The sequence below is a fragment of the Pseudomonas sp. S2_C03 genome, from assembly GCF_054668405.1.
Window position 1 is genome coordinate 2,931,626 of sequence record NZ_CP162766.1, and the last position, 26,537, is coordinate 2,958,162.

Below are 26,537 nucleotides of genomic sequence, written 5' to 3' on the forward strand. Positions count from 1 at the left end.
GCCATGCAGACCACCCTGAGCGACACCGCCCGCCGCCTGCCCCGCGCCGACGAAGCCGAAAGCATCTTGCGCACCTGCGTGCATTGCGGGTTCTGTAACGCCACCTGTCCGACCTATCAACTGCTCGGCGATGAGCTCGATGGGCCGCGGGGGCGTATCTACCTGATCAAGCAAGTGCTGGAAGGCCATGAAGTCACGCACAAGACCCAGGAGCATCTGGACCGTTGCCTGTCGTGCCGCAATTGCGAAACCACCTGCCCCTCCGGCGTCGATTATCACAACTTGCTCGACATTGGCCGTGCGGTGGTGGATGCCGCTGTGCCGCGTCCGCTCGGCCAGCGGCTGTTGCGCGAAGGCTTGCGCAGGGTGGTGCCCAATCCCGGGCTGTTCAGGCGACTGGTCAGCAGTGGCCAAGTGTTCCGGACCTGGTTGCCCGATACGCTGCAGGCGAAATTGCCGCGCAGTTCGGCGCCGATGAAGGCCCTACCCCACAACCGTCACGCACGACAGGTGCTGTTACTTGAGGGCTGCGTGCAACCGGGGCTGTCGCCCAACACCAATGCGGCGACCGCGCGCGTGCTGGATAATCTGGGGATCAGCGTCATTGCCTGCCGCGAGGCAGGCTGCTGCGGCGCAGTGGATTACCACCTCGACGCCCAGGAGGCGGGGCTGGACCGCGCCCGGCGCAACATCGACGCCTGGTGGCCGCACCTCGAAAATGGCGCCGAGGCGATTGTGCAAACTGCCAGTGGCTGTGGCGCGTTCATCAAGGACTACGGCCATCTGCTCGAACACGACCCGGCCTATGGGGCCAAGGCGAAAAAGATCAGCGCGCTGGCCCGCGACCTGGTGGAAGTGCTGCGGGACGAACCGCTGGAAACGCTCGGCGTCTCCAGCGATCAGCGCTTGGCCTTCCATTGTCCCTGTACCTTGCAGCACGCGCAAAAGCTCGGCGGCGCGGTGGAAGCGACGCTGGTGCGCCTGGGTTTTAACCTCACCCAAGTGCCGGATGCTCACCTGTGCTGTGGTTCGGCAGGCACTTATTCAATCACGCAACCCGTGCTGGCCCGGCAGTTGCGCGACAACAAACTCAACGCCCTGGAAAGCGGTCAGCCGGACGTGATTGTCACCGCCAACATCGGCTGCCAGTCGCACCTGGACGGCGCCAACCGCACGCCGGTGCGGCACTGGATCGAACTGGTCGACGCTGCCCTGCCCTCACCGCTCAATGGAGAATCGCGATGAAAAGCAAAGCCATCCTCGGACAGGCCGAAGTCAGCCAGATCCTCGCCGCCGCCCGCAATGAAGCCCAGAGCAACGGATGGGCGGTCAGTATCGCGATCGTCGATGACGGCGGTCATCCCCTGGCCCTGGAACGCCTGGACGGCGCCACGCCGAGCAGCGCCTACATCGCCACGGAAAAGGCCCGCACCTCGGCGCTGGGCCGACGCGAGTCCAAGGGTTTCGAAGACATGGTCAATGGCGGCCGTTTTGCCTTTCTGTCGGCGCCTGTGCTCACCCCGCTGGAAGGTGGCGTGCCGGTTGTCGTTGACGGCCAGGTGATAGGCGCGGTCGGCGTATCCGGCGTCAAGGCCGAACAGGATGCACAGGTGGCCAGGACCGGGGCGCAGTGCGCCGGCGTCTGAACAGGCATTGAAAGCGGCGGACAAGACCTACGAAGCGCACATCTACGCCGGCGCCAACCACGGCTTCCACAACGACTCCACCCCGCGCTACGACGAAGCGGCGGCAAAACTGGCCTGGGATCGGACGTTGGCGTGGTTTCGGCGGTATCTCGTTTAACCGGGAATCATCGCGAGCAGGCTCGCTTGCAGGAGCGAGCTTGCTCGCGATGGACTCAAGGCCGGCGCGGGGGCATCAGGCTTATCGCGTTATCGTTGACGACCATCGCGGCGGTGCGACGATTCGACAAGCCCGCGCCCACAGGGCTCAACTCACCATATCGATCAACTGCTCCCGCTGCGCGCCGGTCAGCATCGGGCCAAAGCCGGCGCCGGCGTTGTCGGCCATGTAGCGCGGGTTGCCGGTGCCGGGAATCACGCAGGTCACCGCCGAGTGCGCCAGCAGGTATTTCAGCGCCAGTTGCGCCCAACTGGTGGCGCCGACTTGTGCGGCCCAGCCCGGCAGCGGTTTACCCTTGAAACGTGCGAGCAGATTACCGCCGCCAAAGGGCCGATTGCAGATCACCGCAACGCCGCGCTCCCGGCACAGCGGCAGAATGCGTTTTTCCACTCCACGGTCGTCCAGCGCGTAGTTGATCTGCAAAAAGTCCAGCGCCTCGGCCTTGAGCACAGCTTCAACTTCGTCGTAAGCCGAAGCGGTGTAATGGGTGATGCCGATGTAGCGAATACGCCCTTCTTCCTTCCACTGGCGCAGGGTCGGCAGGTGGGTTTTCCAGTCCAGCAGGTTGTGGATTTGCATCAGGTCGATACGATCGGTTTGCAGTAGCCGGAAGGATTGTTCCATCTGAGCGATGCCCTCCTCACGTCCCCGGGTCCATACCTTGGTGGCCAGGAAGGCCGGCGAGCGCGGCTCATGAATCGACAACAGTTCACCCGTGGTCTGCTCGGCGCGGCCGTACATGGGTGAGCTGTCGATCACGGTGCCACCTTTCTCGAACAATGCACTGAGCACGCCAGGCAACTGTCTGTAGGCGGGATCGGCAGGCGCCACGTCAAAACCGCGATAGGTGCCCACGCCAACCATCGGCAAGGGTTCGTTGCTGGAAGGAATGGCGCGGGTCAGCATGTTCTTGCCTCCAGTTTCCTCGAACGACGCGGTGATCGCGAAGGTCGGATCGAGAGTGAGCACCGCCGTGGCTCCGGCCGTCAGCGTGAGCAGTCGTCTGCGCGTGAGTCCATTCGTGTGGTCCATGGTTTGCCCCTACGTTCAACTACACTCGATTCCTGTAGGAGCAGCCGGTCGACGCTCGAATGCTCGCGATGGTGGTCCAGGCACCGCAGGCATTCAGACAGCCAGCGTCATCGTTGACGACCATCGCGAGCATTCGAGCGTCGACCGGCTGCTCCTACAGGGACAGGGACAGGTACCGGCAATTCGTATTTCAGAACCCCGAGCAATCAATGCCACGCACTAACGTTAGCCGAATGTCACGCACCCTGATAATTCTCGTCGCCATCCTCGCGGGTTTGTACCTGGCACTCTGTGTCGCGCTGCTGGTGTTCCAGCGTGCGCTGATCTACTTCCCGCAGCCCGCCACGATCGAAGCACCGAGGCTCACTCTGGAGGTGGACGACGCGCAGGTGCAAGTGACCGTCAGACCACACGATGGGCCAAAAGCGCTCATTTATTTTGGTGGCAATGCAGAGGACGTATCGCGCAACCTGGAGGAATTCTCCCAGGCGTTTCCTGACCACGCCCTTTATTTAATGCACTATCGCGGTTTTGGCGGCAGCACGGGCAAGCCCTCGGAAGAAGCGATTGCCCGCGACGCCCTGACCCTGTTCGACAAGGTATACGGCAGCCATACGCAAGTCGCAGTGGTCGGCCGCAGCCTCGGTTCAGGGGTGGCGGTGCGCCTCGCCAGCCAGCGCCCGGCGGCGCGGCTGATCCTGATCACGCCCTACAACAGCCTGGAAGAACTCGCCGTGCGCCAGTACCCGATCTTTCCGGTGAAGTGGCTGCTCAAGGACCGCTTCGACTCCTGGAAATACGCCGCGCATATCTCGATCCCGACCCTGCTGCTGGCCGCAGAACAGGACGACATCATCCCCCGCTCCAGCACAGAAGCGCTCTATCGGCACTTCGCCCAGGGTGTGGCGCAGCTAAAGGTGATTCCGGGCGTGGGACACAACTCGATCTCCGCCAGCCCCGCTTACCTTAAGCTGATCGACCAGGCGCTGTAGATCACTTGCGCGCCACCTTGTAGCGCAGGCAGTCCTCGTTGAAACTGCGTCGCAAGGCTTCAGGTTTCATCCGTGTAGGGCTGTCGTAGGTTTGCTCGGTGATGCCCATCGCCATCATGCGCATCCACGGTTTGCTGAACTTGTAGGTCTGCAGCTTTTTGCGCGCGGCATACAACGAAACACCCGCCAGCTTCAGCTCCTGAGCCTTGGCTGCTGTGCCCGCGCCCCAACTGCACATATAGCGGTCATTGGCTTGCAGCTCCCTTGCCTGGGCCTGGAAGGCGAGACCCGCCAGGCCCAGGGAAATCAGTGGAATCCATAGATTGCGCATTTAAAGTTGGCCCTAACCACCTGAAAGTAAAGTGATTCTGACTGTTACTCGCAACCCTGGGGGCCAGCAAATTGCCTCTAACTGGCTCAGTTTACCGAAACCAGCTTGAGGCCGATCACGCCGAGCAAAATCACGCCAATGCAGGTGATGCGCAGCGCGGAGGTAGAGTCGCCAAGCACCGCCATGCCCAGAATGGCGGTACCGGCCGCGCCTATTCCGGTCCATACCGCATAGGCGGTGCCGACCGGCAGCGTTCGCAGCGACAGTGACAACAGAAAGACGCTCGACAAGCCCGTGACGACCGCCAACAGCCCCGGCGTCAGGCGAGTAAATCCATCCGAGCCCTTCATGAAAAAAGCGAAAGCAATTTCGAGCATGCCGGCGAAACCGAGCAGTGACCATGCCATGCAAGTGATCCTCTGGTTGACCCGCCGGGCTGCAACGTCCGGCGGGTGCGGTGGATAGACAGTGTCAGGCGCTGGCGGCCGGTTTGGCGCGGAACGCTACACCTAACCGGTTGAAGGCGTTCATCAAGCCAATGGCATAGGTCAGGTCCGCCAACTCCTTTTCGCCGAACTCGCCCGCCGCGGCGATGTAGTCGGCGTCGGGGATCCCGCTCAGGGCCACGTTGGTGACGGATTCCGCCCAGCCCAACGCGATGCGTTCGCGGTCAGTGAAGACGTTCCCGGCATCACGCCAGACCGGCACCAGCACCAGTTTTTCAACGTTGATGCCAAGCTTCACCAGGTCCCGCGAATGCATGTCGATGCAAAAGGCACAGCCGTTGATTTGCGACACACGCAGATAGACCAGGTCGATCAGTTCGTGGGACAGCCCACTGTTCTGCAGGTAAACGTAGACCCCGCCGAAAGCCTTGTAACCTTCGGGAGAAGCCTTGGCGTAGTCGAGACGATTATTCATGGTGAATCCTTGTGACTGCTGATGGAGAGACGCCATGGTGGGTGTTCTTGGCCCTGTGGTTAAGGTCCATGATCGGCCTTGAGTCATAGGCCATGAATGAGCAATCATGGCCTTGTCGAAAACGCGATTCATGGACCTTCGGCCTGGGTCACAGGCTTCTTAAAATCGGTGACCTCTCACAGTGCCTCCAGGGTCGACCATGAACATCCTTCACCTCATTTGCAGCCCGCGCGGCCAATCGTCCGAAAGCTATCGACTGGCGCAAGGCATCCTGGGCTTTCTGCTCAATGCCTACCCGACGGCCACCGTGACCAATCGGCTGCTGAGCGCGGGCGGGTTGCTGCCGATCGACGGGCCGTATGCAGTGTCTCAGCAAGCCTCTGCAGACGTCACCGAGACGGGTTCGATTGCCCGTTCCAACGAGCTGATCGACGAACTGCAAGCGGCGGACATTCTGCTGATCGCGACACCGATGCATAACTTCACCGTGCCTTCCACGCTCAAGCTCTGGATTGATCATGTGGCCAGGGTCCGGCGCACGTTCAACGTGGGCGCGCAGGGCAAGACCAGCCTGCTGCACGACCGCCCAGTGTATGTGGCGGTCGCCTCGGGCGGCCGGATTTCCGGGGAGACTCCACGTCAACCGGACTTTCTGACGCCCTACCTGAAGGCCGTTCTGGGTATGATCGGGCTCCATGACGTGCAGTTTTTCTCCGTCGAAGGAACTGCCATGGGCCCAAACGCTCTCAGCGCCGCACGACACACAGCGCAACAGGCACTCGAGGAGCATTTCCGCGCTTACCCAACGGTCGAGGCCAATGACCCTTCACAACCAAAATTTTTCGCTTGATCCTGGCTCTTCGGAGCCGATCTACCGGCAGATTTACTGGCGCTTTCGCAGCGCGATCAGCGATGGGCTGCTGGCGCCTGGTAGTCGGGTGCCGGCGGCCCGGGCCCTGGCGAAGGAACTGGGCGTGGCGCGAGGTACCATCGACACCGCGTACTCATTGCTGACGGCGGAAGGTTACCTGCTGGCCCGCGGTCAAGCAGGCACGGTGGTCGCAGCGGGAATCAGCGTCAGCCAGCCTGCCATCCATTCGCAACCCGCCGTTCACCCTGGGCCATCAATCAGGCACAAGGCTGCGGTCCTGCCCTTTCAAATGGCGTTGCCGGCGCTGGATGCGTTTCCGCGCAAAATCTGGTCGCAGATCGGCGCTCGCTGCGTGCGGGCCACGCAAGTCGCGGACATGGCTAACCCCTCGGCGTTGGGCCTGGAATCCCTGCGCAGTGCAATTGCCACTTACCTGCAAGTGGCCCGGGGTATCAGTTGTTCGCCCGCCCAAGTGTTCATCACCTCGGGATATCGCAATAGCCTGGCGCTGATCGCCCATGCGCTGCTCAAGCCCGATGATTGTGTGCTCGTCGAAGACCCCGGCTACCCGCCTACCCGGCAATTGCTGGAGTACCTGCGGATCAAGGTGGCAGCCGTGCCTGTCGATCAGGATGGCATGCGCGTCGCGCAGGGGATCAGTCGCGCGCAGGCACGGGCGGCCATCGTCACCCCGGCGCATCAGAGTCCGTTATGCGTGTCGCTGTCGTTGCCGCGCAGGCTGCAACTGCTGGAATGGGCCGCTCGCGAACAGGCGTGGATCGTCGAGGACGACTACGACGGCGAGTACCGCTATGTCAGCCGCCCTCTACCGGCTCTGAAAAGCCTCGATCGCGAGGGCCGCGTACTTTACGCCGGCACCTTCAGCAAAGTGTTGTTCCCGGGAATCCGCCTGTCCTATCTGGTGGTGCCGCCTGCCCAGGTCGAACGCTTCGAACTCGTCAGCCAGACCTTCCTCGGCGGTTGCCCGGAATTGACCCAGGCGATCGTCGCCACGTTCCTGACCGAAGGTCATTTCGCCCGGCATATCCAGCGCATGCGCAAGCTCTATGGCGAACGCCGCGAAGCCACCGCGCGCGGTTTGAAGAAAGTGTTGGGCGAGCGCATCCTCATTGATCCGCCACCCGGCGGCATGCACCTGATCCTGCGCCTGACACCCACTCAGTCTGATCGGGCGCTGGTCGAGCGGCTGTTGAATGCAGGCATTTACGCCGAGGCGCTGAGTGACTGGGGCGTGCGCGAGCCGACCGATTCTGCGCTGTTGCTGGGGTTTGCCAATATCGCGTCCCAGGACGTCGCCGAACAACTGGCCAGGCGCATTCTTGCGCTGATGTAGTGCGGGCATGGCCCAGGCGTGCAGGCGGTTCTTGGACCTGTCGAGCCGAGCCGGAGCATCGCATCATGGGTGTTTACTTCACCCGGAATAAGATTCGATGACCAGCCCTTCCCCCATCCGCAGCATCGCCGTGTTCTCAGGCTCCAATTTTGGCTTCAACGCCAACTACGTCGCGGGTGCCCAGGCATTGGGTCGGGAGATCGCCAGACGCGGTATCCGCCTGATTTACGGTGGCACCGACAAGGGCTTGATGGGCGTCATGGCCGACACGGTACTGGCCGAGGGCGGTGTAGTGGTCGGCATCATCACGCGTCTGCTGTTCGACCTCGGACACCTGCACCAGGGCCTGACCGCACACGAAGTGACCGCGGACATGCGCAGCCGCAAGACCCGCATGAGTGAGTCCGCCGACGCGTTCATCGCTTTGCCCGGCGGGCTGGGCACGTTTGAAGAGCTGTTCGAAGCGGCCACCCTGACGCAGTTGGGCGAACACCGCAAGGGCGTCGCCTGCCTGGACATCAGTGACTTTTTCAAACCGGTGCGCAGCCTGCTGGACCACGCGGTACAGGAAGGTTTCATGAAGGCCGAACATAGCCGGATGCTGATGATCGACAAAGACCCGGCGGCACTGATTGACGCGCTGGAAAAATGGCAACCGCCGTTGACGACCAAATGGATTGAACGGCCCTAGTCAGCTCGCATCGCGAGCAGCTCCCGGCGCAAACACGCAGACGTATTTCCGCCGGGCTTTGCGCGGCGTATCAGGCCAATTCTTTACGCAGTTGGCGCGCCGCCGTGACCATGTGGACCAGCGCCGCTTCGGTTTCCGGCCAGCCGCGAGTTTTCAAGCCGCAATCCGGGTTGACCCACAAGCGCTCGGCGGGAATACGCTGGGCAGCCTTGCGCAGCAGGTTGGCCATTTCCGAGGCATCCGGGACCCGTGGCGAGTGAATGTCGTAGACGCCCGGACCGATGTCGTTCGGGTAGTCGAACGCTTCGAAGGCGTCGAGCAGTTCCATGTCCGAACGCGAGGTTTCGATGGTGATCACGTCGGCGTCCATGGCCGCGATTGACTTGATCACGTCGTTGAACTCGCTGTAGCACATGTGGGTGTGGATCTGCGTTTCGTCGCGTACACCGCTGGCGGTGAGGCGGAACGCTTCCACGGCCCAGTCCAGGTAGTCCTGCCATTGCGCACGACGCAGCGGCAAGCCTTCGCGGAAGGCGGCTTCGTCGATCTGCACGACTTTGATGCCGGCCGTTTCCAGGTCCACCACTTCGTCACGCAGGGCCAGTGCCAGTTGTTGCGCCTGGACCTTGCGAGACACGTCTTCGCGGGGGAACGACCACATCAGCATGGTCACGGGGCCCGTCAGCATGCCTTTCATGACCTTGTCGGTCAGGCCCTGGGCGTAACGGATCCACTCCACGGTCATGGCTTGCGGACGGCTGAGGTCGCCGAAGATCACCGCCGGTTTCACGCAGCGCGAACCGTAGCTTTGCACCCAGCCAAAGCGGGTGAACATGTAGCCGTCGATCTGCTCGGCGAAGTATTCGACCATGTCGTTACGCTCGGCTTCGCCGTGCACGAGGACGTCAAGCCCCAGGCGTTCCTGCACCTGCACCGCATGCCGGATTTCGCTGTGCATCGCTTCGGTGTATTCGGCTGCCGTCAGCTTGCCTTGCTTGAACGACTGGCGAGCCAGACGAATGGCCGAGGTTTGCGGGAACGAGCCGATGGAAGTCGTCGGGAACAATGGCAGGTTCAGGCGCACGCGTTGTTTGCCGATACGGCCGTCGAAGGACGAGTGACGCTGGCTATCGTTGGCGGTGATCGCCCCCACACGGGCCTGCACCTCGGGTTTGTGGATACGCGGCGAAGCGGCACGGCTGGCCTGGACGGATCGGCTGTTGGTCAAGGCACGCAGCACGTGTGGCGCCTGCGGTTCGTTGACGGCCTGGGCGAGGACCGCCACTTCTTCACACTTCTGTACGGCAAACGCCAGCCAGCTTTTCAGTTCGGCATCGAGCTTGTCTTCACGCCCCAGGTCCACGGGGCTGTGCAGCAGCGAGCAGGACGGCGCCACCCACAGGCGATCACCCAGACGCTCGTTGGCGTGTTGCAGGGTGGCCAGCGCTTTTTCCAGGTCGCAGCGCCACACGTTACGGCCGTTGACCACACCCAGCGACAACACCTTATAGGCCGGCAGGCGATCGAGAATGGTCGGGTATTGCTCTGGAGCGCGGACCAGATCGATGTGCAGGCCATCGACCGGCAGGTTCGCCGCCAGGCCGAGGTTTTCTTCCAGACCGCCGAAGTAGGTGGCGACGAGTTTTTTCAGCGGGTCGCGTTGAATCAGGTTGTAGGCGCGTTCAAAGGCGTTCTTCCACGCTTGTGGCAAGTCGAGTACCAGGATGGGCTCGTCGATCTGAACCCACTCGACGCCCTGCGCGGCCAGGCGCTGGAAGATCTGGCCGTAAAGCGGCAGCAGGCGGTCCAGCAGGTCAAGCTTGTCGAAATCACTGCCCTTGGTCTTGCCCAGCCACAGGTAAGTCAGCGGGCCGATCACCACGGGCTTGACGTTGTGACCCAGCGCGCGGGCTTCTTCGACTTCTTCGAACAACTGCTCCCAGCCCAGATGGAATGGTTGGTCGGCGGTGAACTCAGGGACCAGGTAGTGATAGTTGGTGTCGAACCACTTGGTCATTTCCTGGGCATGTGCGCCACCGCAGCAGCTGTCACTGACACCACGCGCCATGCCGAACAGGGTCTGCAATGAAGCCTGGCCATTGGCTGGGCGGAAGCGCTCAGGGATCACCCCGAACATCAGGGAATGGGTCAGGACCTGGTCGTACCAGGCGAAATCGCCGACCGGCAGCAGCTCGATGCCGGCGTTTTTCTGCAGATCCCAATGGCTCTTGCGCAGCTCACGGCCAACGGCGCGCAGGCCCTCTTCGCTCAGCTCACCCTTCCAGAAGGCTTCCTGTGCTTTCTTCAATTCGCGGTCGCGGCCAATGCGCGGAAATCCAAGGGAATGGGCCAAAGCCATGACAAATAACTCCAATGTGTTTGATGGGCACATTGTCGGTAGTAGGCATGCAGTGAGACAAACTCATTTTAATCGCGATGATCGCGAGTTTTTCTCATAATAAGAAGCGACACAGATCTCCTGTAGGAGCGAGCATGCTCGCGATGGTGTCACCGGCACCGCAGGGTATCTGGTAGCCAGCGTTATCGTTAACGACCATCGCGAGCATGCTCGCTCCTACAGTAGTCAGGTATTCAGCGATGGACGCGATTACGCCCTGTGCGCTTGGCCTGGTACAGGGCGTCATCGGCCCGGGTCAGCAGGTTGTCCGGTTGCTCGCCCGGTTGCGCGAAGGCCACGCCGAAGGACGCGGTGATGGTATCGAGCACCTTGCCGTCGCCACGGGCCTTGATGCGCAAGGACTGCACCTTCGTGCGTATCTGCTCGGCGAATACGACAGCCGTTTCCAGGTCCGGGCAGTGTTCCAGAATCACGCAGAACTCCTCGCCGCCGTAACGCGCTGCCGTGGCGTGGACCGGCAGCGAACTGCGCAACACCTGCGCGACATGCTTGAGTACGCGGTCACCCAACGGATGGCCGTATTGATCGTTGAATTGTTTGAAGTGGTCGATATCGAGCATCACCAGCGCAACACCCGAAGCGCCGTGACCTAACGCCTCATCCAGCAGGCGGGCGAACGCGCTGCGATTGAGCAACTCGGTCAGGCCATCGAGGGTCGCGGCCAGTTGTGCGCGTTCGAGCTTGTCCCGCAGGCTCTTGATCTCGTTTTGCGCGGTGCTCAGTTGCGACAGGAATCGTTCCTGTTGAGTCTGCATGAGTTGGGTGCTGTGTTGCAGCTCGCTGAGGATGTCCGGCAAGCGTTCGTTGGCCGGCGACTCGAGCATTTCGATACAACGCCCCAGGCTGCTCTGGAAATCCAGACTGCCCTCGACGCTGCGGGACACGTCGCGGTGCATGTCGTCTACCAGGTTGATCGCCTGTTGCTGCCCGGCGCGCGCCTCTTCCAGCTCATCACGGATGATGTAATCGCGAAACAACCGCGTGGCCGACTCCGGCGGAAAGCCGTCGAAGTCCCTGACCACGCGATCCAGGTGACGATTGAGCTCGGTGTCCTCGCCCTTGCTGTAGGTGTACCACAGCGCGTAATGCACCGGATTGGGCGGGATGTTGTGTTTCACCATCAGGGGAACAGCTTGTTTGAGCAGAGCCGCGGCCTCGCGGGAGTCTTCCGGATACAGCGCCAGCGCCGTCGCACGCGTCTCTATTGGGCTCATGTCATCACTTTGTTGTTAATGATTGGCAAACGCAAAACCTGCCGAGCATAACCACACGTGAGGCAAACAGCCATCCCTCTTCGGTGGTAGTGATGAAGTCTGGCGTATTAGCTGCCAGCACCACCGTGGGCTTCTTCGAAGAAGTAGTCCTTCCAGCTTTCAGCCTTGTTTTTCAGCACGCCCAGCTCCTGCAGCTTCTCGGCGTAGACACCCGTGCGCTGCGGCACGACGGTGAAGTTGATTTCCGGGTCATTGACGATCTTCTCGACCAGTTCGAGCGGCAGCTTCGACTGCTCGACGCGGATGTAGGTCTTGGCGGCGGCGGACTTGTCGGCCTTGATGATCTTCTCCGCTTCAGCCAGTGCGTCGTAGAAGGCCTTGTAGGTCTTCGGGTTTTCGTCGTGGAATTTTTCCGTGGTGTACAACACGTTGAAGGTTGCCTGACCACCCAGCACGTCGTAGGAACTCAACACTTTGTGCACATTGGGGTTCTGCAATTCCTGATACTGGAACGGCGGGCTGGAAAAGTGCGAATTGATCTCCGAGCCACCGGCAATCAGGGCAGCCGTTGCATCGGGGTGGGCCAGGCTGATCGAAATGTCGTCGAATTTCTTGTAGTGCTCGTTGCCGAACTGCTTGGCCGTTTCGATCTGCAAGGTGCGGGACTGGAACCCGACCCCGGCAGCCGGCACGGCAATGCGGTCCTTGTCGGAGAAATCCTTCAGGGTTTTGACATTCGGGTTGTTGGTCAGCAGGTAATTGGGCATCGAACCCAGCGAGGCAATCGCCTTGACGTTCTGCTTGCCCTTGGTGCGGTCCCAGATGGTCAACATCGGCGGCACGCCAGCCGACACCACGTCCAGGGCGCCAGCGAGCAGCGCTTCGTTCATCGCCGTAGCACCGGAGATGCTGTTCCAATCGACCTTGATGTCCAGGCCCTGTTCCTTGCCGTGTTTCTCGATCAGCTGCTGGTCGCGCACCACGTCCAGGATCAGGTAACCGATGCCGAATTGCTGGGCGATGCTGATCTTGCCCTCGGCCTGGGCACCGGGGGTCAGCAGCGCAACCGCCGCTGCAAGCGTTATGGCCAGAAGGGTCTTGTTAGGGGTTGCCATGAGATACTCGCTGTGAGGTCAGAAAAATGGTCGCAGCGATAGTGCATGAAATTTTATATACAAAATAATTCTTAATTATTATTTGGTTATTCCCAATAAGAATATAAATTATCTGTAGGAGCGAGCTTGCTCGCGATAGCGGCGTATCAGTCAACATCCATGTCGAATGACCACACGGCTATCGCGAGCAAGCTCGCTCCTACAGCAAACCAGGATTTTTATGTCACTTGGCACCCGTGAGATTTACCAATTGCTGCGCGATGCAGCGCTTGAGGTTCGGCCGATGCGGCGGGTGAGCGCACCCGACGAGTCCGGCCTGGTGACCGTCGACATCGAGGGTTGGCACCTGACCCTCGAGGTCGACGGCACGCATCTGCGCCACTGCCAACATTGCCGCAGCCCGGATGGTCGCGAAGCCGGGCACGACCTCTGGCTGCGCACCGACCCGGTGAGCCTGCTCAGTACCTGGGAGCTGGCGCAGGTCGAGCGGTTGCTGGGCGGACTTAGAAGCGCGGTTTGACCGCCTTCCACTCCGGTTTGTAGCGCTGCATCTGTTTGACGTCGTCGCGCTGGCGAATGCCGCAGGTCAGGTACTGGTCATGCAGCTTGCCGAGTTGATCGTGATCCAGCTCCAGGCCCAGGCCCGGCGCGCGGGTGATCTTCACGCAGCCATCGACAATCGGCAGCTTGCCACCCTTGATCACTTCTTCGTCCGGTTCCTGCCACGGGTAATGGGTGTCGCAGGCGTAGTCCAGATTGGGCACCGACGCGGCCACGTGCGCCATCGCCATCAGGCTGATGCCCAAATGCGAATTGGAGTGCATCGACACGCCCAGGCCAAAGGTCTCGCACATTTTTGCCAGCGCCTGGGTGTCGCGCAGGCCGCCCCAGTAATGATGGTCGGCGAGGACGATCTGCACGCTGTTCAAGGCGATGCTACGGCGGAACTCGTCGAAATCGGTGACCACCATGTTGGTCGCCAATGGCAGGCCTGTGCGTTTGTGCAGCTCGGCCATGCCATCCAGGCCCGGGGTAGGATCTTCGTAATACTGCAGATCGTCGCCCAGCAATTCGGCCATGCGGATGGAGGTTTCCAGTGACCAGTTGCCGTTCGGGTCGATGCGCAAGGGATATCCGGGGAACGCCTTTTTCAATGCCTTGATGCACGACACTTCGTGCTCCGGCGGCAGTGTGCCCGCCTTGAGTTTGATGCTCTTGAAGCCGTAGGCCTCGATCATCCGACGAGCCTGGGCGACGATCTGTTCTTCGTTCAGCGCCTCGCCCCAGTTGTCCGGTTTGTAGGGCGAGTTCACATGTTCGGCGTACTTGAAAAACAGGTAGGCGCTGAACGGAATCTCGTCACGAATCGCCCCGCCCAACAAGTCCACCAATGGCACGTTCAACGAATGCGCCTGCAAATCCAGGAACGCCACTTCAAACGCCGAATAGGCGTTGCTCACCGCTTTGCTGGCGTGGGAGCCCGGTGCCAGCTCGGCGCCGGCCAGGCTCGCGGGCTTGTTCGCCGCCACGGTGGCCTGGACGATGCGCCGCAGCTCATTGAGGTTGAATGGGTCCAGGCCGATCAATTGCGACTGCAATTGCTGCTGGATCGCCAGCGCGGGTGCGTCGCCGTAGCTTTCCCCCAGACCGATGTAGCCGTTGTCGCTCTCGATCTCGATGATCGACCGCAGTGCAAAGGGCTCGTGAATCCCGCTGGCATTGAGCAGCGGCGGATCACGGAAAGCAATGGGGGTGACGGTGACTCGGGTGATTTTCAAGAGGCTGCTCCCTTTGGCTCAGGTTTCAAGGCGGGGTGACGAAAAGAGGTGTGTGGCGACGTGCGGGCGAAGAAAATCACCACCGCCGCCACCAGCGATGTAGCGGCCAGACCATAGAGGCCACCTTCGATGGAACCGGTTTTCTGCTCCAGGAAACCGAAGGTCGCCGGGGCCACGAAGCCGCCGAGGTTGCCGATGGAGTTGATCAGGGCGATCACCGCCGCGGCGATGCGCGCATCCAGGTAGCCTTGGGGAATGGGCCAGAACAGGGCCGAGGCCGCCTTGAAGCCGATCGCGGCAAAACAGATGGCGACGAAGGCAAACACCGGCCCGCCCGTGGTGGACATGAACATGCCTGTGGCGGCAATCACCAGCGTCAGCGCGACCCAGGCCTGTTGGTATTTCCACTTGGAGGCCATGGCCGCGAAGCCGTACATGGCGACGATGGAGATGATCCAGGGAATCGAGTTGAACAGGCCGACCTGGAAGTCGCCGAGGTTGCCCATCTTCTTGATCATGCTCGGCAACCAGAACGTGGCGCCGTATATGGTCAGGGCGATGGAAAAGTAGATGAAACAGAACAGCGCGATCTGCCTGTCCGCTAGGAGCTTGAACATCGACGGCTTGACCGTTTGGGTGGCTTCACGGGCCTGCTGTTCCAGGGCAATGGCGTCGATCAGCGCGTCTTTTTCTTCAGTGCTCAACCAGTTGGCCTGGCGTGGATGGGACTGCAACCAGAACCAGACGAAGCCGCAGAGCACGATCGAGGCGAAACCCTCGATCAGGAACATCCACTGCCAGCCGTGCAGGCTCAACCCGCTCACGTGCAGCAAGGCGCCGGAAACCGGGCCGGAAATCACCGAGGCAATGGCCGAACCACTGAGAAAAATCGCCATGGCCTTGCCGCGCTCGGTGGCCGGCAGCCATTGGGTGAAGTAGTAGATGATGCCGGGGAAGAACCCGGCCTCGGCCGCGCCCAGAATGAAGCGCAGCACGTAGAAGCTGGTCTCGCCACGCACGAAGGCCATGGCCATGGCGGCCGCGCCCCAGGTGAACATGATGCGCGTGAGCCAGGCGCGGGCGCCGTAGCGTTGCAGCAGCATGTTGGACGGGACTTCGAAGATGGCGTAACCGATGAAGAACAGACCGGCACCCAGGCCATAGGCCGCAGCGCCGATGCCCAGGTCGGTTTCCAGGTGACTGCGCACGAAGCCGATGTTGACCCGGTCGATGTAGTTGACGATGAACATGACCACGAAGAGCGGCAGCACGTGGCGTTTCACCTTGGCCGCCGCGCGGGCGAGCACGTTCGGGTCGGGCTGGAGGGTATTCAAGGGGCGACTCCCATTCATTGTTTTTTTAGGGACGGTTCGATCATGGACGCCGACATTGATCCCGTCTAATCTAACTTGGCACTTGATTGATACCTGGATTAGATCAATGTTCGAACTGACCCAACTACGCTGCTTCACCACGGTGGCCACCGAACTCAACTTCCGCCGGGCCGCCGAACGGTTGAACATGACCCAGCCGCCGCTGAGCCGGCAGATTCAGTTGCTGGAGCATCACCTGGGCGTCGAACTGTTCACCCGCAGCACCCGCAGCGTGGCGCTGACCGCGGCGGGCCGGGCGTTTTTCATCGAAGCGCAGAACCTGCTGGAGCGTGCGCAACAGGCTGCCGTCACCGCCCGCCGTTTCGCCGAGGGCGACATCGGTTCGGTGAACATCAGTTTCGTCGGCAGCGCCGTCTATGAATTTTTGCCCAAGGTGATCGCCGAAGCCCGGCTCAAGCAGCCCCAGGTGAAAATCGACCTGGCAGAGATGAACACTTATCAGCAGCACGAGGCGTTACGCGCACGGCGCATCGACCTGGGCATTGCCCGCGCACCGTTGCTGGAGCCCGGTTACGCCACCGAATGCCTGGTCCGCGAGCCGTTCGTGCTGGCGGTGCCCAGCCAGCATCGCCTGGCCCGCGCCGACACGGTGTCGGTCAGCGACCTGGATGGGCAGCCGTTTCTCATGTACTCGCACGCTGCCTATCCGCCCTTCAACGAACTGCTCACCGGCATGCTCCGCTCCGCCCGGGTGGCGCCGGAGTACGTGCAATGGCTTGGCTCGTCGCTGACCATCCTGGCCCTGGTCAACGCCGGCATGGGCCTTGCCCTGGTGCCGCGCTGCGCCAGCAGTGTGGTGTTCAGGAATGTGGTGTTTCGCGACATCGACCTGGGCGAAGGGGTGCAAAGCGAGCTGCACCTGATCTGGCGGGAGAACAATGACAACCCGGCGTTCGCGATGCTGCTGGAGGCGATTCGCCGGGCGGTACGGGAGGGTTGGGGGAGTTGATACCCGCGCTTACAGGCTGCGCGGGAACAATCGCTTTACGGTCACAGGTACTCGACGTTGCCATCAACGCTGATCGCCTGCCCGGTAACGTTCACCGCCGCGCGTGAGGACAGGAACAGCGCCAGCGCGGCAACGTCCTCCATCGTGACCATCCGACGCAGGGAGATTTTCTCCAGGTACTGATCGCGCATCGCCTCAAAGCTGATGCCAAGCGTCTGCGCCCTGGCATCGATCACCCGATCCATGCGCTCCCCTTCCACGACGCCTGGCAAGATTGCATTGACCCGAATGTTGTCCGGCCCCAGCTCGCTGGCCAGCGACTTCATCAGCCCGACCACTGCCCACTTGGTTGACGCGTAAGGCGTCCTGAAGGGATACCCCAGCCGTCCTGCCACGGACGACATTGCGATGATGTGCGGGTTCTGGCCAGACTTTTTCAGCCAAGGCACCGCTTTGCGCAGGAAGAAATACTGACTGTTCAGGTTGGTCGCGACCGTCTGCTCCCAGGCATCGCTGTCCAGCGACTCGATGTTACCCGTAGGGCCGGCGATTCCGGCGTTGTTCACCAGCACATCAAGACCACCGAGCAGCGTGATTGCCTCATCCATCACACGGTCAACGTGCTGCTTGATGCCGACATCCACGACGCCGCCGTGCATGCCGGGAAACTCGACTTTCATGCGTTCGACCGCACCGGCATTGATATCGCAGACATAGACGTGCGCACCCACTTCATGGAAGGCCCTGGCGATGACCGCGCCAATGCCTGCCGCCCCACCGGTAATGATCACTTTCAGGTTGGCGGGCGGCGTCAGCAAATCAACAATTTTCATGGCAACTCTCTTATTGGATGGCCAGTTCGGCGGCAACCGGCGTTGTTTCGTTGTCGATGGCTTTAGCCAGCAGTGGCACCAGGATCAAGCCCAGCACCGCAGCGCCAACAATCACATAAAAACCCGATGAACTCAGCCCCGTGGCTTTCTCGGCGATCCCGAACAGGTACGGCCCGGCAAAACCGCCCAGCAAACCGATGGTGTTGATGAACGCGAGGCCGGCGGCCGCCTGGATCCCTTGGAGGCGTTTCATGGCGATGGCCCAGTAGATCGGCAATACCCCACCGGCAAAGAATGCCGTAGCGGTAAACAACGCGATGCGAACCGGTGCATCAGCAACGAGCGTAAACGCCACCGAACTGGCAATCAGGCCAACGGTGAACAGCCCCAGGCAATAGCAGTCCCGGGCGATCCTGCGGTGGATTCGCGGCAACACCAGCACCCCGGCGAGGAATCCGAAACCGACGCTGCTGGACAGCAACCCTACGGTCAGCGGTGACGTAATTTGCATCTGTTGAATGATCGACGGCGTGAAAAACACCAGCCCGACAAACGCTACTTGGTTCAAGAAATAAATCAAACCGATCAGGATGGTAGTCGGACGCTTGAGCGCCTTGACCCAATGGCCGGAATATTCGTGCGAATTCGCATGGCCGGGCAGCAACGCATGGGTTTCCAGCGATTGCGCTTGTGCCGGCGTCAGCCAGCGGGCGTCCCGTGGACGCTCCGGCAGCTTGAACCACAGGATCACCCCCACAATGATGCTGGGCAGACCTTCCAGCAAAAACATCCACTGCCAGCCATGCAGGCCACCGATGCCGTCCATTTTCATCAGTGCGCCACCAATCGGGTTGCCGATGACCAGGGCCAGCGCCGGGGCAAGGTAGATCCAGCCGATGGCAATGGCGCGATCCTTGGGCGCGAACCACAGCGTGACCATGTACATCAGCGCAGGAAACAGGCCGGCCTCGGCAATGCCCAGCAGGACCCGCAACAAGTAGAACGACCATTCACCCTGCACAAACATCATGGCCGAGGACAGCGTGCCCCAGGTCACCGCAATCCGGGCAATCCAGCGACGTGGCCCGATGCGATGCGCGAGCAAATTGCTGGGCACCTCCAACAGGGCATACCCGAGGAAGAAAATCCCTGCACCCAGACCGTAGGCAGCGGCACTGATGCCGAGGTCGGCGTTCAACGCAGCCTTGGCCAGTGCGACATTGGTACGGTCCAGGTACGACATGAAGTAAATGGCACACATCAATGGGATGAGTCGCGCCATTGCTCGCCGGGTGGCAAGCCAATGCAAATCATTGGTGCTTGGCATGATTGTCATGGAGAAGCCTCTTCTTGTTATTGTTTTAACGGTTCAAACGCCGTGTTTACAGCTGGACCTTGTCTTTGCCCTTGAGACCGAGCATCTCTCGCGCCTCTGCCGGCGTTGCGATCTCGAACGACAGCTCTTCAAGAATGTGGCGAACCTTGCGCACCTGTTCGGCGTTGGTTCGGGCTTTCACCCCTTTGGCCAGATAGATACTGTCTTCCAGCCCCACCCGCACGTGGCCGCCCATGATCGCACCCATGGTCACGAACGACAGCTGATGGCGACCGGCACCGAGGATGGAGAACTGGTAGTTTTCCCGACCGAACAGGCGGTCCGCAGTAGCACGCATGATGCTCATGTTTTCCGGGTCGGCGCCCAGGCCGCCGAGGATGCCGAAGCACGACTGGATGAAGAACGGCGGCTTGACCAGGCCCTGCTCCACGAAGTACGCCAGGTTGTACAGATGGCCGACGTCATAGCACTCGAATTCGAACCGGGTGCCGTACTCGCCAAGCTCCAGCATGATGTTGCGGATGTCCTTGAAGGTGTTCTTGAACACAACGTCTTCCATGCCTTCGATGTGTTCCTTTTCCCAGCTGTGCCGCCAACTGGAAATCTTGCCGGCGATGGGATGGATCGAAAAGTTCATCGACCCCATGTTCAACGAGCACAGCTCCGGCTTGGCGAGCAACGGGTACGCGAGCCGTTGCGCCAGCGTCATACGGGTGCTGCCGCCGGTGGTGATGTTGATGATGGCGTCGGTGGCTTGCGCAATGGCCGGCACGAACTGGCTGAACACCGCCGGGTCCGGGGTCGGACGACCGTCCAGAGGGTCGCGGGCATGCAAGTGCAGCACCGCCGCACCGGCCTCGGCCGCCTCGATCGACTGCCGTTCGATGTCCGCCGGAGTGAGCGGCAGATACTCGGACATCGACGGTGTATGCGTCGCACCGGTGATCGCGCAGGAAATGATGACTTTGCGGCTGACTGAACTCATGGGTAACCCGATCTTGTTATTGGTTGGGCAGGTGCGCCGGGAACAGGCCCGAACTGTCGCCACTGCATTTGCAAACGAGCTTATTGAATTTCCCACGGCTTAGTAAGATCCTTAACGGACATCAATGAATCCCTAAGGGACACCTTCAGGAGCCGGCCCATGCCGCCGAAAACGCCGCTGTTCAACGAACGTATCTACGCGCCCTACAAGATCGCGGCACTGGTGGAAGTCTTGAGTGAACAAGGCATCGCACCGGCGGACAGCCTCAAGGGCAGCGGTGTGGACGAAGAAGCGATCTACGACGCAACGGCGCTCACTTCGGTCAGGCAATACGCAGCGGTCTGCAGCAATGCGGTGACACTGTCCAAGGACCCCGCCACCCCGTTCAAGACCGGCTCGCGCCTGCATCTGTCGGCCTATGGCATGTACGGGTACGCCTTGATGTCCTGCCTGTCATTGCGCGACTACTTCAGGCTCGGCGTGAAATACCACTCGCTTGCCACCCCAACGCTGACGATTGAATGGCACGAATATGAGAGCGAGGCCGTCTGGACCTTCCCTGACGCGTCCAATCCGGTGCCTTCGATGGAGATCAAGCGGTTCCTGATCGAGCAACAATTTACCCAGCACGTCACACACCTGCAGGACGTGTTTGGCCAGACCTGTCCGCCCACCAAGGCGTGCTTTGCCTACCCGGCGCCACCCCACGCCGATATCTACGAGCAATACCTGGGCTGCCCGTGCATTTTCGATCACCCCCAATGCGAATTGCATTACGACAGCTCGATCCTGGATCACAAACCCCACCTGGCCCACCGTCTGACGGCCACCGTTCTACAGGAAACCTGCGACCGTCTGATCGGCCAGGCAAAGGTGTCGTCGGGGATTTCGGGCGAGGTGTACCAGATGATGATGCAAACCCCCGGGGCATTTCCGGACATGGAAACGGTGGCCGAGAAGTTGCACATGACCACGCGCAGCCTGCGTCGCAAATTGCAGGACGAAGGCACTTCATTTGTGGCGATTACCGATGACGTGCGTTGCTCGCTGGCGATCGAGTACCTGAAGACCACCATCATGAGCACCGACGATATTGCGCTGCTGCTGGGTTTTTCCGAGCCGACCAACTTCCGCCGAGCGTTCAAGCGCTGGACCGGCAAAACCACGAAAGACTATCGCCAGGGGTGAAGTTGATGGTCGACGCAGTCGACCATCAACGTATCAAGCTCAGAGGATGGACAGCGGGTAGCTGACGATGAGGCGGTTTTCGTTGAAGTCCGCCAGGCTGAAATCACGCTTGATCACCGAATTGCGCCAGCGAAGGGACAGGTTCCTGAGCGCTCCACTCTGTACCACATAGGTAAATTCCGTTTCGCGCCCCCACTCCTTGCCATCAGTGACACCCGCGGAATGCACATCCGAACCGTTGATGTAGCGGTTCATCACGGTCAGCCCCGGAACACCCAGTGCGGCGAAATCAAAATCATGGCGCACCTGCCAGGATCGCTCGTTGGCAAAATCGTAACTGTTGCTGAAGCTGTCGTTCGCCAGCGTCGCGCCACTGGTGCCATTGAGGCGCATCCAGTTATCACCCTCTACCTTCTGCAACCCCAGGTAAAACGTGCTGGCCTGATAACGCGCCGACAACAAGGCTGACCAAGTCTTGTTGTCGAGATCGCCAGCCAGTTTCTTCCCGTCGTCCTCGCCGCTGAAGTAGCCCAGATTTGCGCCCAACACCCATTGCCCCAAAGGTTGGGAGTGCGTCAAGTTGAAATAGCGCTGATGGTAGATATCTTCCAACTGCGCGTACCAGGCACCGACTTGGGTCTGCTTGTCGTTGAAGGCGTATTCCACCCCGGAAAAATTGAAGCGATCCGAGGTCACGTCCGGTCGATTGAACATCGACATCCTTTCCATGCTCGCGTCATTGCGCGGACTGTTGCCGCGAAACTGACCGCCATAAAACGTGAAGTCGTCCAGATCTTTGGAGGTGATCTGCGCGCCACGGAAAGTTTGTGGAAGCGAGCGCCCGTCGTCAGAACGAATGACCGGCAGCGTCACCACCCACTCGCCGATACGCGCCTGGGTCTTGGCAAAGCGTATTTTGGCCGCAACCGCCAGGCGACCGAAGTCATCCGCAGGCCGTCCGTCACCGTGCACCGGCAGCAGTTGGGTATTGGTCGTGCCCTTGCCCCCGTCGAGCTTCTGCGAGTAGAGGCCCAGTGCATCGACACCGAAACCGACGATACCCGGGGTGAATCCGGAGCGGGCGTCCATGATCACACTCTGGGTCCACTCCTGCGCCTTGGCCTGAGGGTAGGCGCTCTCGGTGAAGTTGCGATTGATGTAGTAGTTTCTCAAGTTGGCGCTCACGTGCGCATCTTCGATGAACCCCTCGGCAGACGCCGAAGGGGGAATGAGCGAGGCGCTCAAGAGCAATAGATTGAAAGAAGCGCCAACAGCCGTGGCATTGACCAGCGTGCAATTTCGCATAGGGACTCTCTTTTATTTTTATTCATGAGCGAGACGGTCAGGCAAAACCCGGCGGCCTTTTTCAAGGCGCAACTGCACGTTTGGCGAAGTATCGTTTTTCGACACTGCCAAAGCCGTCACCGGTTGTTTTGCACGAGGCGATACTAGCGAGATTGCCCGGTGATCATAAGATCCCTAACAGACATCATGAGATCCTGATCGGACAAGTTGCGCGGACTGGCCTGATGTTGTTTCGGGTAACCCGACAGATCAGCTCGGTCTCCAGCGGGCCCAGCGGACGCACCAGAGACTGCAGTTGTCTACACTTCGATGCATCATCAAACTGCAAGGTTGCCCGGAGTAACGCCATGAATGAGTATCAGCCCCTGGATTGTGATCTACACGACTACCTGGAAATCGCCTGCCTGCGTGGTTACCAGTTACACATCGAGTTGATCGATGGCGCGAGCCTTACGGCCCGGGGGTTGACCACGCGCACGTCCAGCGACAAGGAAGAGTTTTTCTGCGTTGAAAACGCCGACGGCCAGCAGGAGATCCGTCTCGATCAACTGCTTGCCATCACGCCATTGGACGACAATGCGCAATTTGGTCGTGTGGAGTTCCAGGGCGCAGTCTGCTCGTTCTAGCACCCGGCTTGCTCGACCTCAATTGGGGTCGAGCAGCCCACCCTTCCAGTTGCGCGAAATGCGGCTGCCGGTGAACTTGGCCACCACCATGCCCTGGGACACCAGGCGATCGCGGTAACGCGTCACCATCCGTCCAGCCTGTTCGGCGCAGAGCACCACTTCGGAAGACGGATCACCCGGACGGCCGAGGATACGAGCGAAGCGCTGGCCCTCTTCAACAAAATCCCCGAGCTCCTTTTCAAAGATCAGCACGCCCGGCTTCGGCGCGAGCAGGGTTTCCATCTGCGCCATGTCCCTCACCTCGACAGGCCAGTCGGCGAGCGTCGACGGTCCATCGATAACCCCGCAATGGCAGAGCCAGGTGTAGAGACCCTGGGCGTCCTGCTCGGCGAAGTGGTCGTTGACGTCGCCCTGCCCGCGCAATTCCAGGGTCGCGGCCATGTGCCGGTCGCTGACACCGTCGCGCAGCCAGGGAGCAATGATGGTTTCTTCGAATGAGCCGTCGCCACCGTCATCCCAGATGATCGCCAGCTCCATCTTCATCGCCGCCGCCAATTGCCGCCCCTGCAACGCGAAGCGGCGATGGACGTAGAGGTACGGCAAGGCTTCGTCATCGGTGTGCAGGTCCAGCACCACCTGCGCGCTGGCGGCCAGTTGCACCAGGCTTTTTTGCCAGTGCTGCACATTGGTCGATGGCTGGGCCATGGCGGTCGACTGGTCGAACCCGCGATTGAAATTGTGCCCGGTGGCGTCATGAAAACGACCGAGAATGCGCCCTTGGCGAAACTGGCCGATACCCAGTGGATTGGCCTGGGGCACCACCGTCACCTGGCCATTGAGCCGGCCCTGCTCCTGGGCGACTTGCAGGCGTTGCATCAGCAGGTGCAGCACGAGCATGCCGGCGATTTCATCGGCATGCACCCCTGCCTGCAAATGCACGATGGGGCCGCTGCCATTGCCGCTGAAGCGCCAGGCACCGACACGCACCGGATCGCCGTTATTGTTGTGAACATCGAACGAGACATCCTGAACCATTTCCTTGCCCTCCCCTTGAAACCCGTGCCAACCACTGCTGCGAACGCTGGCTATTGAACAGACGCTCAACTAAGCTCCGAAACAACGTAACCAAGGATTTCGATGTGACTACCGACTCCCCCAAATACCGTCGAGTTGAACCCGACGAACGCCGTGAACTGCTGGTGGCCGCCACCTTGCGCTGCCTCGCCCGTGACGGTCACGCGGGCATCTCCGTGCGCCGCATCGCCACCGAGGCCGGGGTGTCCGTCGGCCTGCTCAATCATCATTTCGGCAGCATCGACGCGTTGATCGCCGACACCTACCACAAACTCGCCAGCGAGCTGACCACTGCCCTGCAGCAGGAAATCCAGCAGGCCGGTACGCCAGCGCAGAAAATGGACACCTTTCTCGTCGGCTCTTTTTCTCCCAGGGTCATGGACCCCAAACTGCTGGGCGTATGGGTGGTGTTCTGGAGCCTGATCCGCCATTCGGACGACGTCAGCCAGTCCCACGAAAAAAGTTACCGCGCCTACCTCGACCTGCTGCGCACCTTGCTCGACGACCTGGCCGCCAGTGAAGGCTTCGTGATCCACGACACCCGCCTGGCCGCCATCGGTCTATCGGCGATGCTCGACGGACTCTGGCTCGAGTGGTGCCTGAACCCTGACACCTTCAGCCCCGCCAACGGCCTGCACATCAGTCGTTGTTGGGTAAAGGGGTTGCGTCACGGAGCATTCAGCACCGACGACGTCCTGTGACGGGTGGCGGCCAAAGATCATCGCCAGGGTGCCGCTGACCGCGATCAGCCCGGCACCGATGATCAGCGACACATCCATCAGCGTGCCCCAGATCAGGCTCGACAGCAGGAAAGCCCAGATCAGCCCGGTGTATTCGAACGGTGCGAGCACCGTGGCCGTGGCGCGCTGGAAACTGGCGAACACCAGGAACTGACCGATGCCGCCCACCAGTCCCGCGCCGATCATGCCCAGCCAGGCCGGGGTGGGTGTTGGCGTGTGCGTCCAGGGCAAAGCGAGGGTCATGCACACCACGAACACCACATTGGTAATCAGCAACTGCTCGAGTACCGACGTCTGCTCATCGACCTGACGCAACTGGATATAGGTGAACGCCCAGCAGAGCGCTGCCAGCAACGTCAGCACGACGGGCAATGGATCAGCCATCTGGCTCGGACGACAGGCGATGATCACGCCAACGAAACCGATCACCAGGCTCAACCACTGCCAGCCGCTGGCCCGCTCCTTGAGGATCAATGTCGCCAGCACCGTGACAATGATCGGCGCGGAAAAATACAGGGTGGTCATCTCTGCCAGCGTCAGGTCGCGGGCCGCCGTGTAGTACAGCACCCACGCCACCAGCGACAACAAGCCACGGATGATCAGCAGCCGCCGGCTCGGTGAACGCCAGGCGCGCCTCACCATGGTCACGCGTCCGATCAACAGGCAGGCCAGCACCACCACGACGCTGCGCCAGAACAGGATGGTGACCACCGAGTAATCGGCCACCAGCCACTTGATGCCGGCGTCTTGCAGAGCGAGAAAGGCGTAACCCAGCGTGCACAGGCCGATGCCTTGCAACGAGCGGTCAACGCGAACGGTCGCTTGCATCAAGCCGACCTGCGCACGGGCGTGCCGCTGCGCTCGATGAAACCGAACAACGCTTCGATCAGGAACGTCAGGCACACGTACACGCCGGCCACCAGCAACAAGGGTTCGTACACTTGCAGGGTTTGCGCGCGCACCACGTTGGCGGCGCCGAGCAGGTCGATCACGGCAATGGTCGAGGCCAGCGCCGTGGACTTGAGCAGCATCACCGTCTCACCGGCCAGGGTGGGCAACAGCAACCGCATGGCACGCGGCAGCCGTACCCGCAACAGCGATTGACGTGACGTCATGCCAAAGGCCGAGGCCGCTTCCATTTCACCTTTGGGCACGGCGAGCAGGCCACCGCGAATCACCTCGCCGACATAGGCGCCCATGGACACCACCAGGGCGAAGACGATGTACCAGTAGCCATCACGCAGATAGGGCCAGAGGAAGCTGCCGCGAATCAGCGGGAATTGAGCGAACAGACTGCCGAGCCCGTAATAGAAGATGTAGATCTGGATCAGCAGCGGTGTGCCACGGAAGACGCTGGTGTAGAACAGGCTGGCTCTTGCGATTATTTTGTATTTCGAGATCCGCGCCAGGGCCACCAGGATGGCCAGCAGGAAACCGAACACACTGGACAGCAACAACAAGCTCACGGTGGTTTGCAGGCCACGACCCAACAGCGCCGCGTATTCGATTATCCACGCTGGAATCAT

At 60.9% G+C, this 26,537-nt stretch carries 26 protein-coding genes and 2 pseudogenes; 12 read left to right on the forward strand and 16 right to left on the reverse strand.

Annotated elements, in window-relative coordinates; translation table 11 throughout:
* Positions 1-3 precede the first annotated feature (3 nt).
* The 3 genes and pseudogenes from glcF to AB4N64_RS13340 form a co-directional block, all read left to right on the forward strand.
* A complete protein-coding gene (glcF, locus tag AB4N64_RS13330; RefSeq protein ID WP_460126229.1) occupies positions 4-1,245 on the forward strand; it encodes a glycolate oxidase subunit GlcF in 1,242 nt (413 codons plus the stop codon).
* Positions 1,242-1,646, forward strand: a complete 405-nt coding sequence (locus tag AB4N64_RS13335) for a heme-binding protein (protein ID WP_460126231.1) — start codon at positions 1,242-1,244, stop codon at positions 1,644-1,646. Before glcF ends, AB4N64_RS13335 begins: the two co-directional genes overlap by 4 nt.
* A pseudogene (locus AB4N64_RS13340) lies at positions 1,636-1,803 on the forward strand (dienelactone hydrolase family protein); the annotation flags it as partial. The gene AB4N64_RS13335 and the pseudogene AB4N64_RS13340, both read left to right, overlap by 11 nt.
* 147 nt (positions 1,804-1,950) lie before the next feature.
* Here AB4N64_RS13340 and AB4N64_RS13345 read toward each other — a convergent pair.
* Positions 1,951-2,895: an aldo/keto reductase gene (locus AB4N64_RS13345; RefSeq protein ID WP_460126233.1), complete on the reverse strand. Its 945-nt coding sequence runs from the start codon at positions 2,893-2,895 to the stop codon at positions 1,951-1,953.
* Positions 2,896-3,104: 209 nt separating this feature from the next.
* On the opposite strand from AB4N64_RS13345, the gene AB4N64_RS13350 reads away from it, so the two are divergent.
* On the forward strand, positions 3,105-3,887 hold the full coding sequence (locus AB4N64_RS13350) for an alpha/beta hydrolase (protein ID WP_460126235.1): 783 nt from the start codon (positions 3,105-3,107) through the stop codon (positions 3,885-3,887).
* A 1-nt stretch (position 3,888) separates the two neighbouring features.
* On the opposite strand, the gene AB4N64_RS13355 is transcribed toward AB4N64_RS13350, so the two are convergent.
* From AB4N64_RS13355 to AB4N64_RS13365, 3 genes are all read right to left on the reverse strand, one after another.
* On the reverse strand, positions 3,889-4,218 hold the full coding sequence (locus AB4N64_RS13355) for a hypothetical protein (RefSeq protein WP_460126237.1): 330 nt from the start codon (positions 4,216-4,218) through the stop codon (positions 3,889-3,891).
* An 86-nt stretch (positions 4,219-4,304) separates the two neighbouring features.
* Positions 4,305-4,625 (reverse strand): DMT family transporter, encoded by a 321-nt coding sequence (locus tag AB4N64_RS13360; protein ID WP_460126239.1) that lies wholly within the window; start codon positions 4,623-4,625, stop codon positions 4,305-4,307.
* Positions 4,626-4,689: 64 nt separating this feature from the next.
* Positions 4,690-5,139 (reverse strand): carboxymuconolactone decarboxylase family protein, encoded by a 450-nt coding sequence (locus AB4N64_RS13365; protein ID WP_460126241.1) that lies wholly within the window; start codon positions 5,137-5,139, stop codon positions 4,690-4,692.
* 199 nt (positions 5,140-5,338) lie between these two features.
* Between AB4N64_RS13365 and AB4N64_RS13370 the strand changes: the two genes are divergently transcribed.
* From AB4N64_RS13370 to AB4N64_RS13380, 3 genes are all read left to right on the forward strand, one after another.
* Entirely contained in the window at positions 5,339-5,989 is a 651-nt protein-coding gene (locus AB4N64_RS13370; RefSeq protein WP_460126243.1) for an FMN-dependent NADH-azoreductase, read from the forward strand.
* A complete protein-coding gene (gene pdxR / locus AB4N64_RS13375) occupies positions 5,958-7,364 on the forward strand; it encodes a MocR-like pyridoxine biosynthesis transcription factor PdxR (RefSeq protein ID WP_460126245.1) in 1,407 nt (468 codons plus the stop codon). The genes AB4N64_RS13370 and pdxR overlap by 32 nt, the downstream gene beginning before the upstream one ends.
* A 97-nt stretch (positions 7,365-7,461) precedes the next feature.
* Positions 7,462-8,055, forward strand: coding sequence for an LOG family protein (locus AB4N64_RS13380; protein WP_460126247.1), 594 nt, complete (start codon positions 7,462-7,464; stop codon positions 8,053-8,055).
* Positions 8,056-8,125: 70 nt separating this feature from the next.
* Here AB4N64_RS13380 and metE read toward each other — a convergent pair whose 3' ends face one another.
* From metE to AB4N64_RS13395, 3 genes are all read right to left on the reverse strand, one after another.
* The gene (gene metE / locus AB4N64_RS13385; RefSeq protein ID WP_460126249.1) at positions 8,126-10,414 is read right to left on the reverse strand and encodes a 5-methyltetrahydropteroyltriglutamate--homocysteine S-methyltransferase; all 2,289 of its coding nucleotides are present in this window, start codon (positions 10,412-10,414) and stop codon (positions 8,126-8,128) included.
* Between the two features lie 233 nt (positions 10,415-10,647).
* The gene (locus AB4N64_RS13390; RefSeq protein WP_460126251.1) at positions 10,648-11,688 is read right to left on the reverse strand and encodes a GGDEF domain-containing protein; all 1,041 of its coding nucleotides are present in this window, start codon (positions 11,686-11,688) and stop codon (positions 10,648-10,650) included.
* A 107-nt stretch (positions 11,689-11,795) separates the two neighbouring features.
* Positions 11,796-12,803, reverse strand: a complete 1,008-nt coding sequence (locus AB4N64_RS13395) for an ABC transporter substrate-binding protein (protein WP_460126253.1) — start codon at positions 12,801-12,803, stop codon at positions 11,796-11,798.
* Between the two features lie 220 nt (positions 12,804-13,023).
* Here AB4N64_RS13395 and AB4N64_RS13400 point away from each other — a divergent pair, with 220 nt between their 5' ends.
* Positions 13,024-13,323 (forward strand): DUF7693 family protein, encoded by a 300-nt coding sequence (locus tag AB4N64_RS13400; RefSeq protein WP_460126255.1) that lies wholly within the window; start codon positions 13,024-13,026, stop codon positions 13,321-13,323.
* Here the strand turns inward: AB4N64_RS13400 and AB4N64_RS13405 are convergent.
* Positions 13,307-14,581 carry a glucarate dehydratase family protein gene (locus tag AB4N64_RS13405; RefSeq protein WP_460126257.1) on the reverse strand — a complete coding sequence of 425 codons (1,275 nt, stop codon included), beginning with the start codon at positions 14,579-14,581 and terminating at the stop codon, positions 13,307-13,309. The two genes, AB4N64_RS13400 and AB4N64_RS13405, sit on opposite strands and share 17 nt — an antisense overlap.
* Positions 14,578-15,915, reverse strand: coding sequence for an MFS transporter (locus AB4N64_RS13410; RefSeq protein ID WP_460126259.1), 1,338 nt, complete (start codon positions 15,913-15,915; stop codon positions 14,578-14,580). The genes AB4N64_RS13405 and AB4N64_RS13410 overlap by 4 nt, the downstream gene beginning before the upstream one ends.
* 106 nt (positions 15,916-16,021) lie before the next feature.
* On the opposite strand from AB4N64_RS13410, the gene AB4N64_RS13415 reads away from it, so the two are divergent.
* The gene (locus tag AB4N64_RS13415; protein ID WP_460126261.1) at positions 16,022-16,924 is read left to right on the forward strand and encodes a LysR family transcriptional regulator; all 903 of its coding nucleotides are present in this window, start codon (positions 16,022-16,024) and stop codon (positions 16,922-16,924) included.
* Between the two features lie 41 nt (positions 16,925-16,965).
* Here the strand turns inward: AB4N64_RS13415 and AB4N64_RS13420 are convergent, their stop codons facing one another.
* The 3 genes from AB4N64_RS13420 to AB4N64_RS13430 are packed head-to-tail and all read right to left on the reverse strand — an operon-like array spanning position 16,966 to position 20,078.
* On the reverse strand, positions 16,966-17,757 hold the full coding sequence (locus AB4N64_RS13420) for an SDR family oxidoreductase (RefSeq protein ID WP_460126263.1): 792 nt from the start codon (positions 17,755-17,757) through the stop codon (positions 16,966-16,968).
* 10 nt (positions 17,758-17,767) lie between these two features.
* Positions 17,768-19,093, reverse strand: coding sequence for an MFS transporter (locus tag AB4N64_RS13425; protein WP_460126265.1), 1,326 nt, complete (start codon positions 19,091-19,093; stop codon positions 17,768-17,770).
* A gap of 46 nt (positions 19,094-19,139) precedes the next feature.
* Positions 19,140-20,078 (reverse strand): beta-keto acid cleavage family enzyme, encoded by a 939-nt coding sequence (locus AB4N64_RS13430; RefSeq protein WP_460126267.1) that lies wholly within the window; start codon positions 20,076-20,078, stop codon positions 19,140-19,142.
* Positions 20,079-20,237: 159 nt separating this feature from the next.
* On the opposite strand from AB4N64_RS13430, the gene AB4N64_RS13435 reads away from it, so the two are divergent.
* Positions 20,238-21,266 (forward strand): AraC family transcriptional regulator, encoded by a 1,029-nt coding sequence (locus AB4N64_RS13435; RefSeq protein ID WP_460126269.1) that lies wholly within the window; start codon positions 20,238-20,240, stop codon positions 21,264-21,266.
* Between the two features lie 39 nt (positions 21,267-21,305).
* Here AB4N64_RS13435 and AB4N64_RS13440 read toward each other — a convergent pair whose 3' ends face one another.
* Complete coding sequence (locus AB4N64_RS13440; protein ID WP_460126271.1) at positions 21,306-22,571, reverse strand: OprD family porin; 1,266 nt, start codon at positions 22,569-22,571, stop codon at positions 21,306-21,308.
* 347 nt (positions 22,572-22,918) lie between these two features.
* Here AB4N64_RS13440 and AB4N64_RS13445 point away from each other — a divergent pair, with 347 nt between their 5' ends.
* Positions 22,919-23,197, forward strand: coding sequence for a Rho-binding antiterminator (locus tag AB4N64_RS13445; protein WP_460126273.1), 279 nt, complete (start codon positions 22,919-22,921; stop codon positions 23,195-23,197).
* 18 nt (positions 23,198-23,215) lie between these two features.
* On the opposite strand, the gene AB4N64_RS13450 is transcribed toward AB4N64_RS13445, so the two are convergent.
* Positions 23,216-24,232 carry a M14 family metallopeptidase gene (locus AB4N64_RS13450; RefSeq protein WP_460126275.1) on the reverse strand — a complete coding sequence of 339 codons (1,017 nt, stop codon included), beginning with the start codon at positions 24,230-24,232 and terminating at the stop codon, positions 23,216-23,218.
* Positions 24,233-24,447: 215 nt separating this feature from the next.
* On the opposite strand from AB4N64_RS13450, the pseudogene AB4N64_RS13455 reads away from it, so the two are divergent.
* Positions 24,448-24,876 (forward strand): annotated as a pseudogene (locus AB4N64_RS13455) (TetR family transcriptional regulator C-terminal domain-containing protein); the annotation flags it as partial.
* Here AB4N64_RS13455 and AB4N64_RS13460 read toward each other — a convergent pair.
* Together AB4N64_RS13460 and AB4N64_RS13465 are read right to left on the reverse strand one after the other, a co-directional pair.
* The gene (locus tag AB4N64_RS13460) at positions 24,832-25,839 is read right to left on the reverse strand and encodes a DMT family transporter (RefSeq protein WP_460126277.1); all 1,008 of its coding nucleotides are present in this window, start codon (positions 25,837-25,839) and stop codon (positions 24,832-24,834) included. The pseudogene AB4N64_RS13455 and the gene AB4N64_RS13460 sit on opposite strands and share 45 nt — an antisense overlap.
* Positions 25,839-26,537: an ABC transporter permease gene (locus tag AB4N64_RS13465; RefSeq protein ID WP_460126740.1), complete on the reverse strand. Its 699-nt coding sequence runs from the start codon at positions 26,535-26,537 to the stop codon at positions 25,839-25,841. Before AB4N64_RS13465 ends, AB4N64_RS13460 begins: the two co-directional genes overlap by 1 nt.

Excerpts from the sequence above, each read along its gene's own strand:
- glcF (WP_460126229.1), top strand. The coding sequence starts at position 4 with ATGCAGACCACCCTGAGCGACACCGCCCGCCGCCTGCCCCGCGCCGAC.
- AB4N64_RS13335 (WP_460126231.1), top strand. The coding sequence starts at position 1,242 with ATGAAAAGCAAAGCCATCCTCGGACAGGCCGAAGTCAGCCAGATCCTC.
- AB4N64_RS13345 (WP_460126233.1), bottom strand. The coding sequence starts at position 2,895 with ATGGACCACACGAATGGACTCACGCGCAGACGACTGCTCACGCTGACG.
- AB4N64_RS13350 (WP_460126235.1), top strand. The coding sequence starts at position 3,105 with ATGCCACGCACTAACGTTAGCCGAATGTCACGCACCCTGATAATTCTC.
- AB4N64_RS13355 (WP_460126237.1), bottom strand. The coding sequence starts at position 4,218 with ATGCGCAATCTATGGATTCCACTGATTTCCCTGGGCCTGGCGGGTCTC.
- AB4N64_RS13360 (WP_460126239.1), bottom strand. The coding sequence starts at position 4,625 with ATGGCATGGTCACTGCTCGGTTTCGCCGGCATGCTCGAAATTGCTTTC.
- AB4N64_RS13365 (WP_460126241.1), bottom strand. The coding sequence starts at position 5,139 with ATGAATAATCGTCTCGACTACGCCAAGGCTTCTCCCGAAGGTTACAAG.
- AB4N64_RS13370 (WP_460126243.1), top strand. The coding sequence starts at position 5,339 with ATGAACATCCTTCACCTCATTTGCAGCCCGCGCGGCCAATCGTCCGAA.
- pdxR (WP_460126245.1), top strand. The coding sequence starts at position 5,958 with ATGACCCTTCACAACCAAAATTTTTCGCTTGATCCTGGCTCTTCGGAG.
- AB4N64_RS13380 (WP_460126247.1), top strand. The coding sequence starts at position 7,462 with ATGACCAGCCCTTCCCCCATCCGCAGCATCGCCGTGTTCTCAGGCTCC.
- metE (WP_460126249.1), bottom strand. The coding sequence starts at position 10,414 with ATGGCTTTGGCCCATTCCCTTGGATTTCCGCGCATTGGCCGCGACCGC.
- AB4N64_RS13390 (WP_460126251.1), bottom strand. The coding sequence starts at position 11,688 with ATGAGCCCAATAGAGACGCGTGCGACGGCGCTGGCGCTGTATCCGGAA.
- AB4N64_RS13395 (WP_460126253.1), bottom strand. The coding sequence starts at position 12,803 with ATGGCAACCCCTAACAAGACCCTTCTGGCCATAACGCTTGCAGCGGCG.
- AB4N64_RS13400 (WP_460126255.1), top strand. The coding sequence starts at position 13,024 with ATGTCACTTGGCACCCGTGAGATTTACCAATTGCTGCGCGATGCAGCG.
- AB4N64_RS13415 (WP_460126261.1), top strand. The coding sequence starts at position 16,022 with ATGTTCGAACTGACCCAACTACGCTGCTTCACCACGGTGGCCACCGAA.
- AB4N64_RS13420 (WP_460126263.1), bottom strand. The coding sequence starts at position 17,757 with ATGAAAATTGTTGATTTGCTGACGCCGCCCGCCAACCTGAAAGTGATC.
- AB4N64_RS13425 (WP_460126265.1), bottom strand. The coding sequence starts at position 19,093 with ATGACAATCATGCCAAGCACCAATGATTTGCATTGGCTTGCCACCCGG.
- AB4N64_RS13430 (WP_460126267.1), bottom strand. The coding sequence starts at position 20,078 with ATGAGTTCAGTCAGCCGCAAAGTCATCATTTCCTGCGCGATCACCGGT.
- AB4N64_RS13435 (WP_460126269.1), top strand. The coding sequence starts at position 20,238 with ATGCCGCCGAAAACGCCGCTGTTCAACGAACGTATCTACGCGCCCTAC.
- AB4N64_RS13440 (WP_460126271.1), bottom strand. The coding sequence starts at position 22,571 with ATGCGAAATTGCACGCTGGTCAATGCCACGGCTGTTGGCGCTTCTTTC.
- AB4N64_RS13445 (WP_460126273.1), top strand. The coding sequence starts at position 22,919 with ATGAATGAGTATCAGCCCCTGGATTGTGATCTACACGACTACCTGGAA.
- AB4N64_RS13450 (WP_460126275.1), bottom strand. The coding sequence starts at position 24,232 with ATGGTTCAGGATGTCTCGTTCGATGTTCACAACAATAACGGCGATCCG.
- AB4N64_RS13460 (WP_460126277.1), bottom strand. The coding sequence starts at position 25,839 with ATGCAAGCGACCGTTCGCGTTGACCGCTCGTTGCAAGGCATCGGCCTG.
- AB4N64_RS13465 (WP_460126740.1), bottom strand. The coding sequence starts at position 26,537 with ATGATTCCAGCGTGGATAATCGAATACGCGGCGCTGTTGGGTCGTGGC.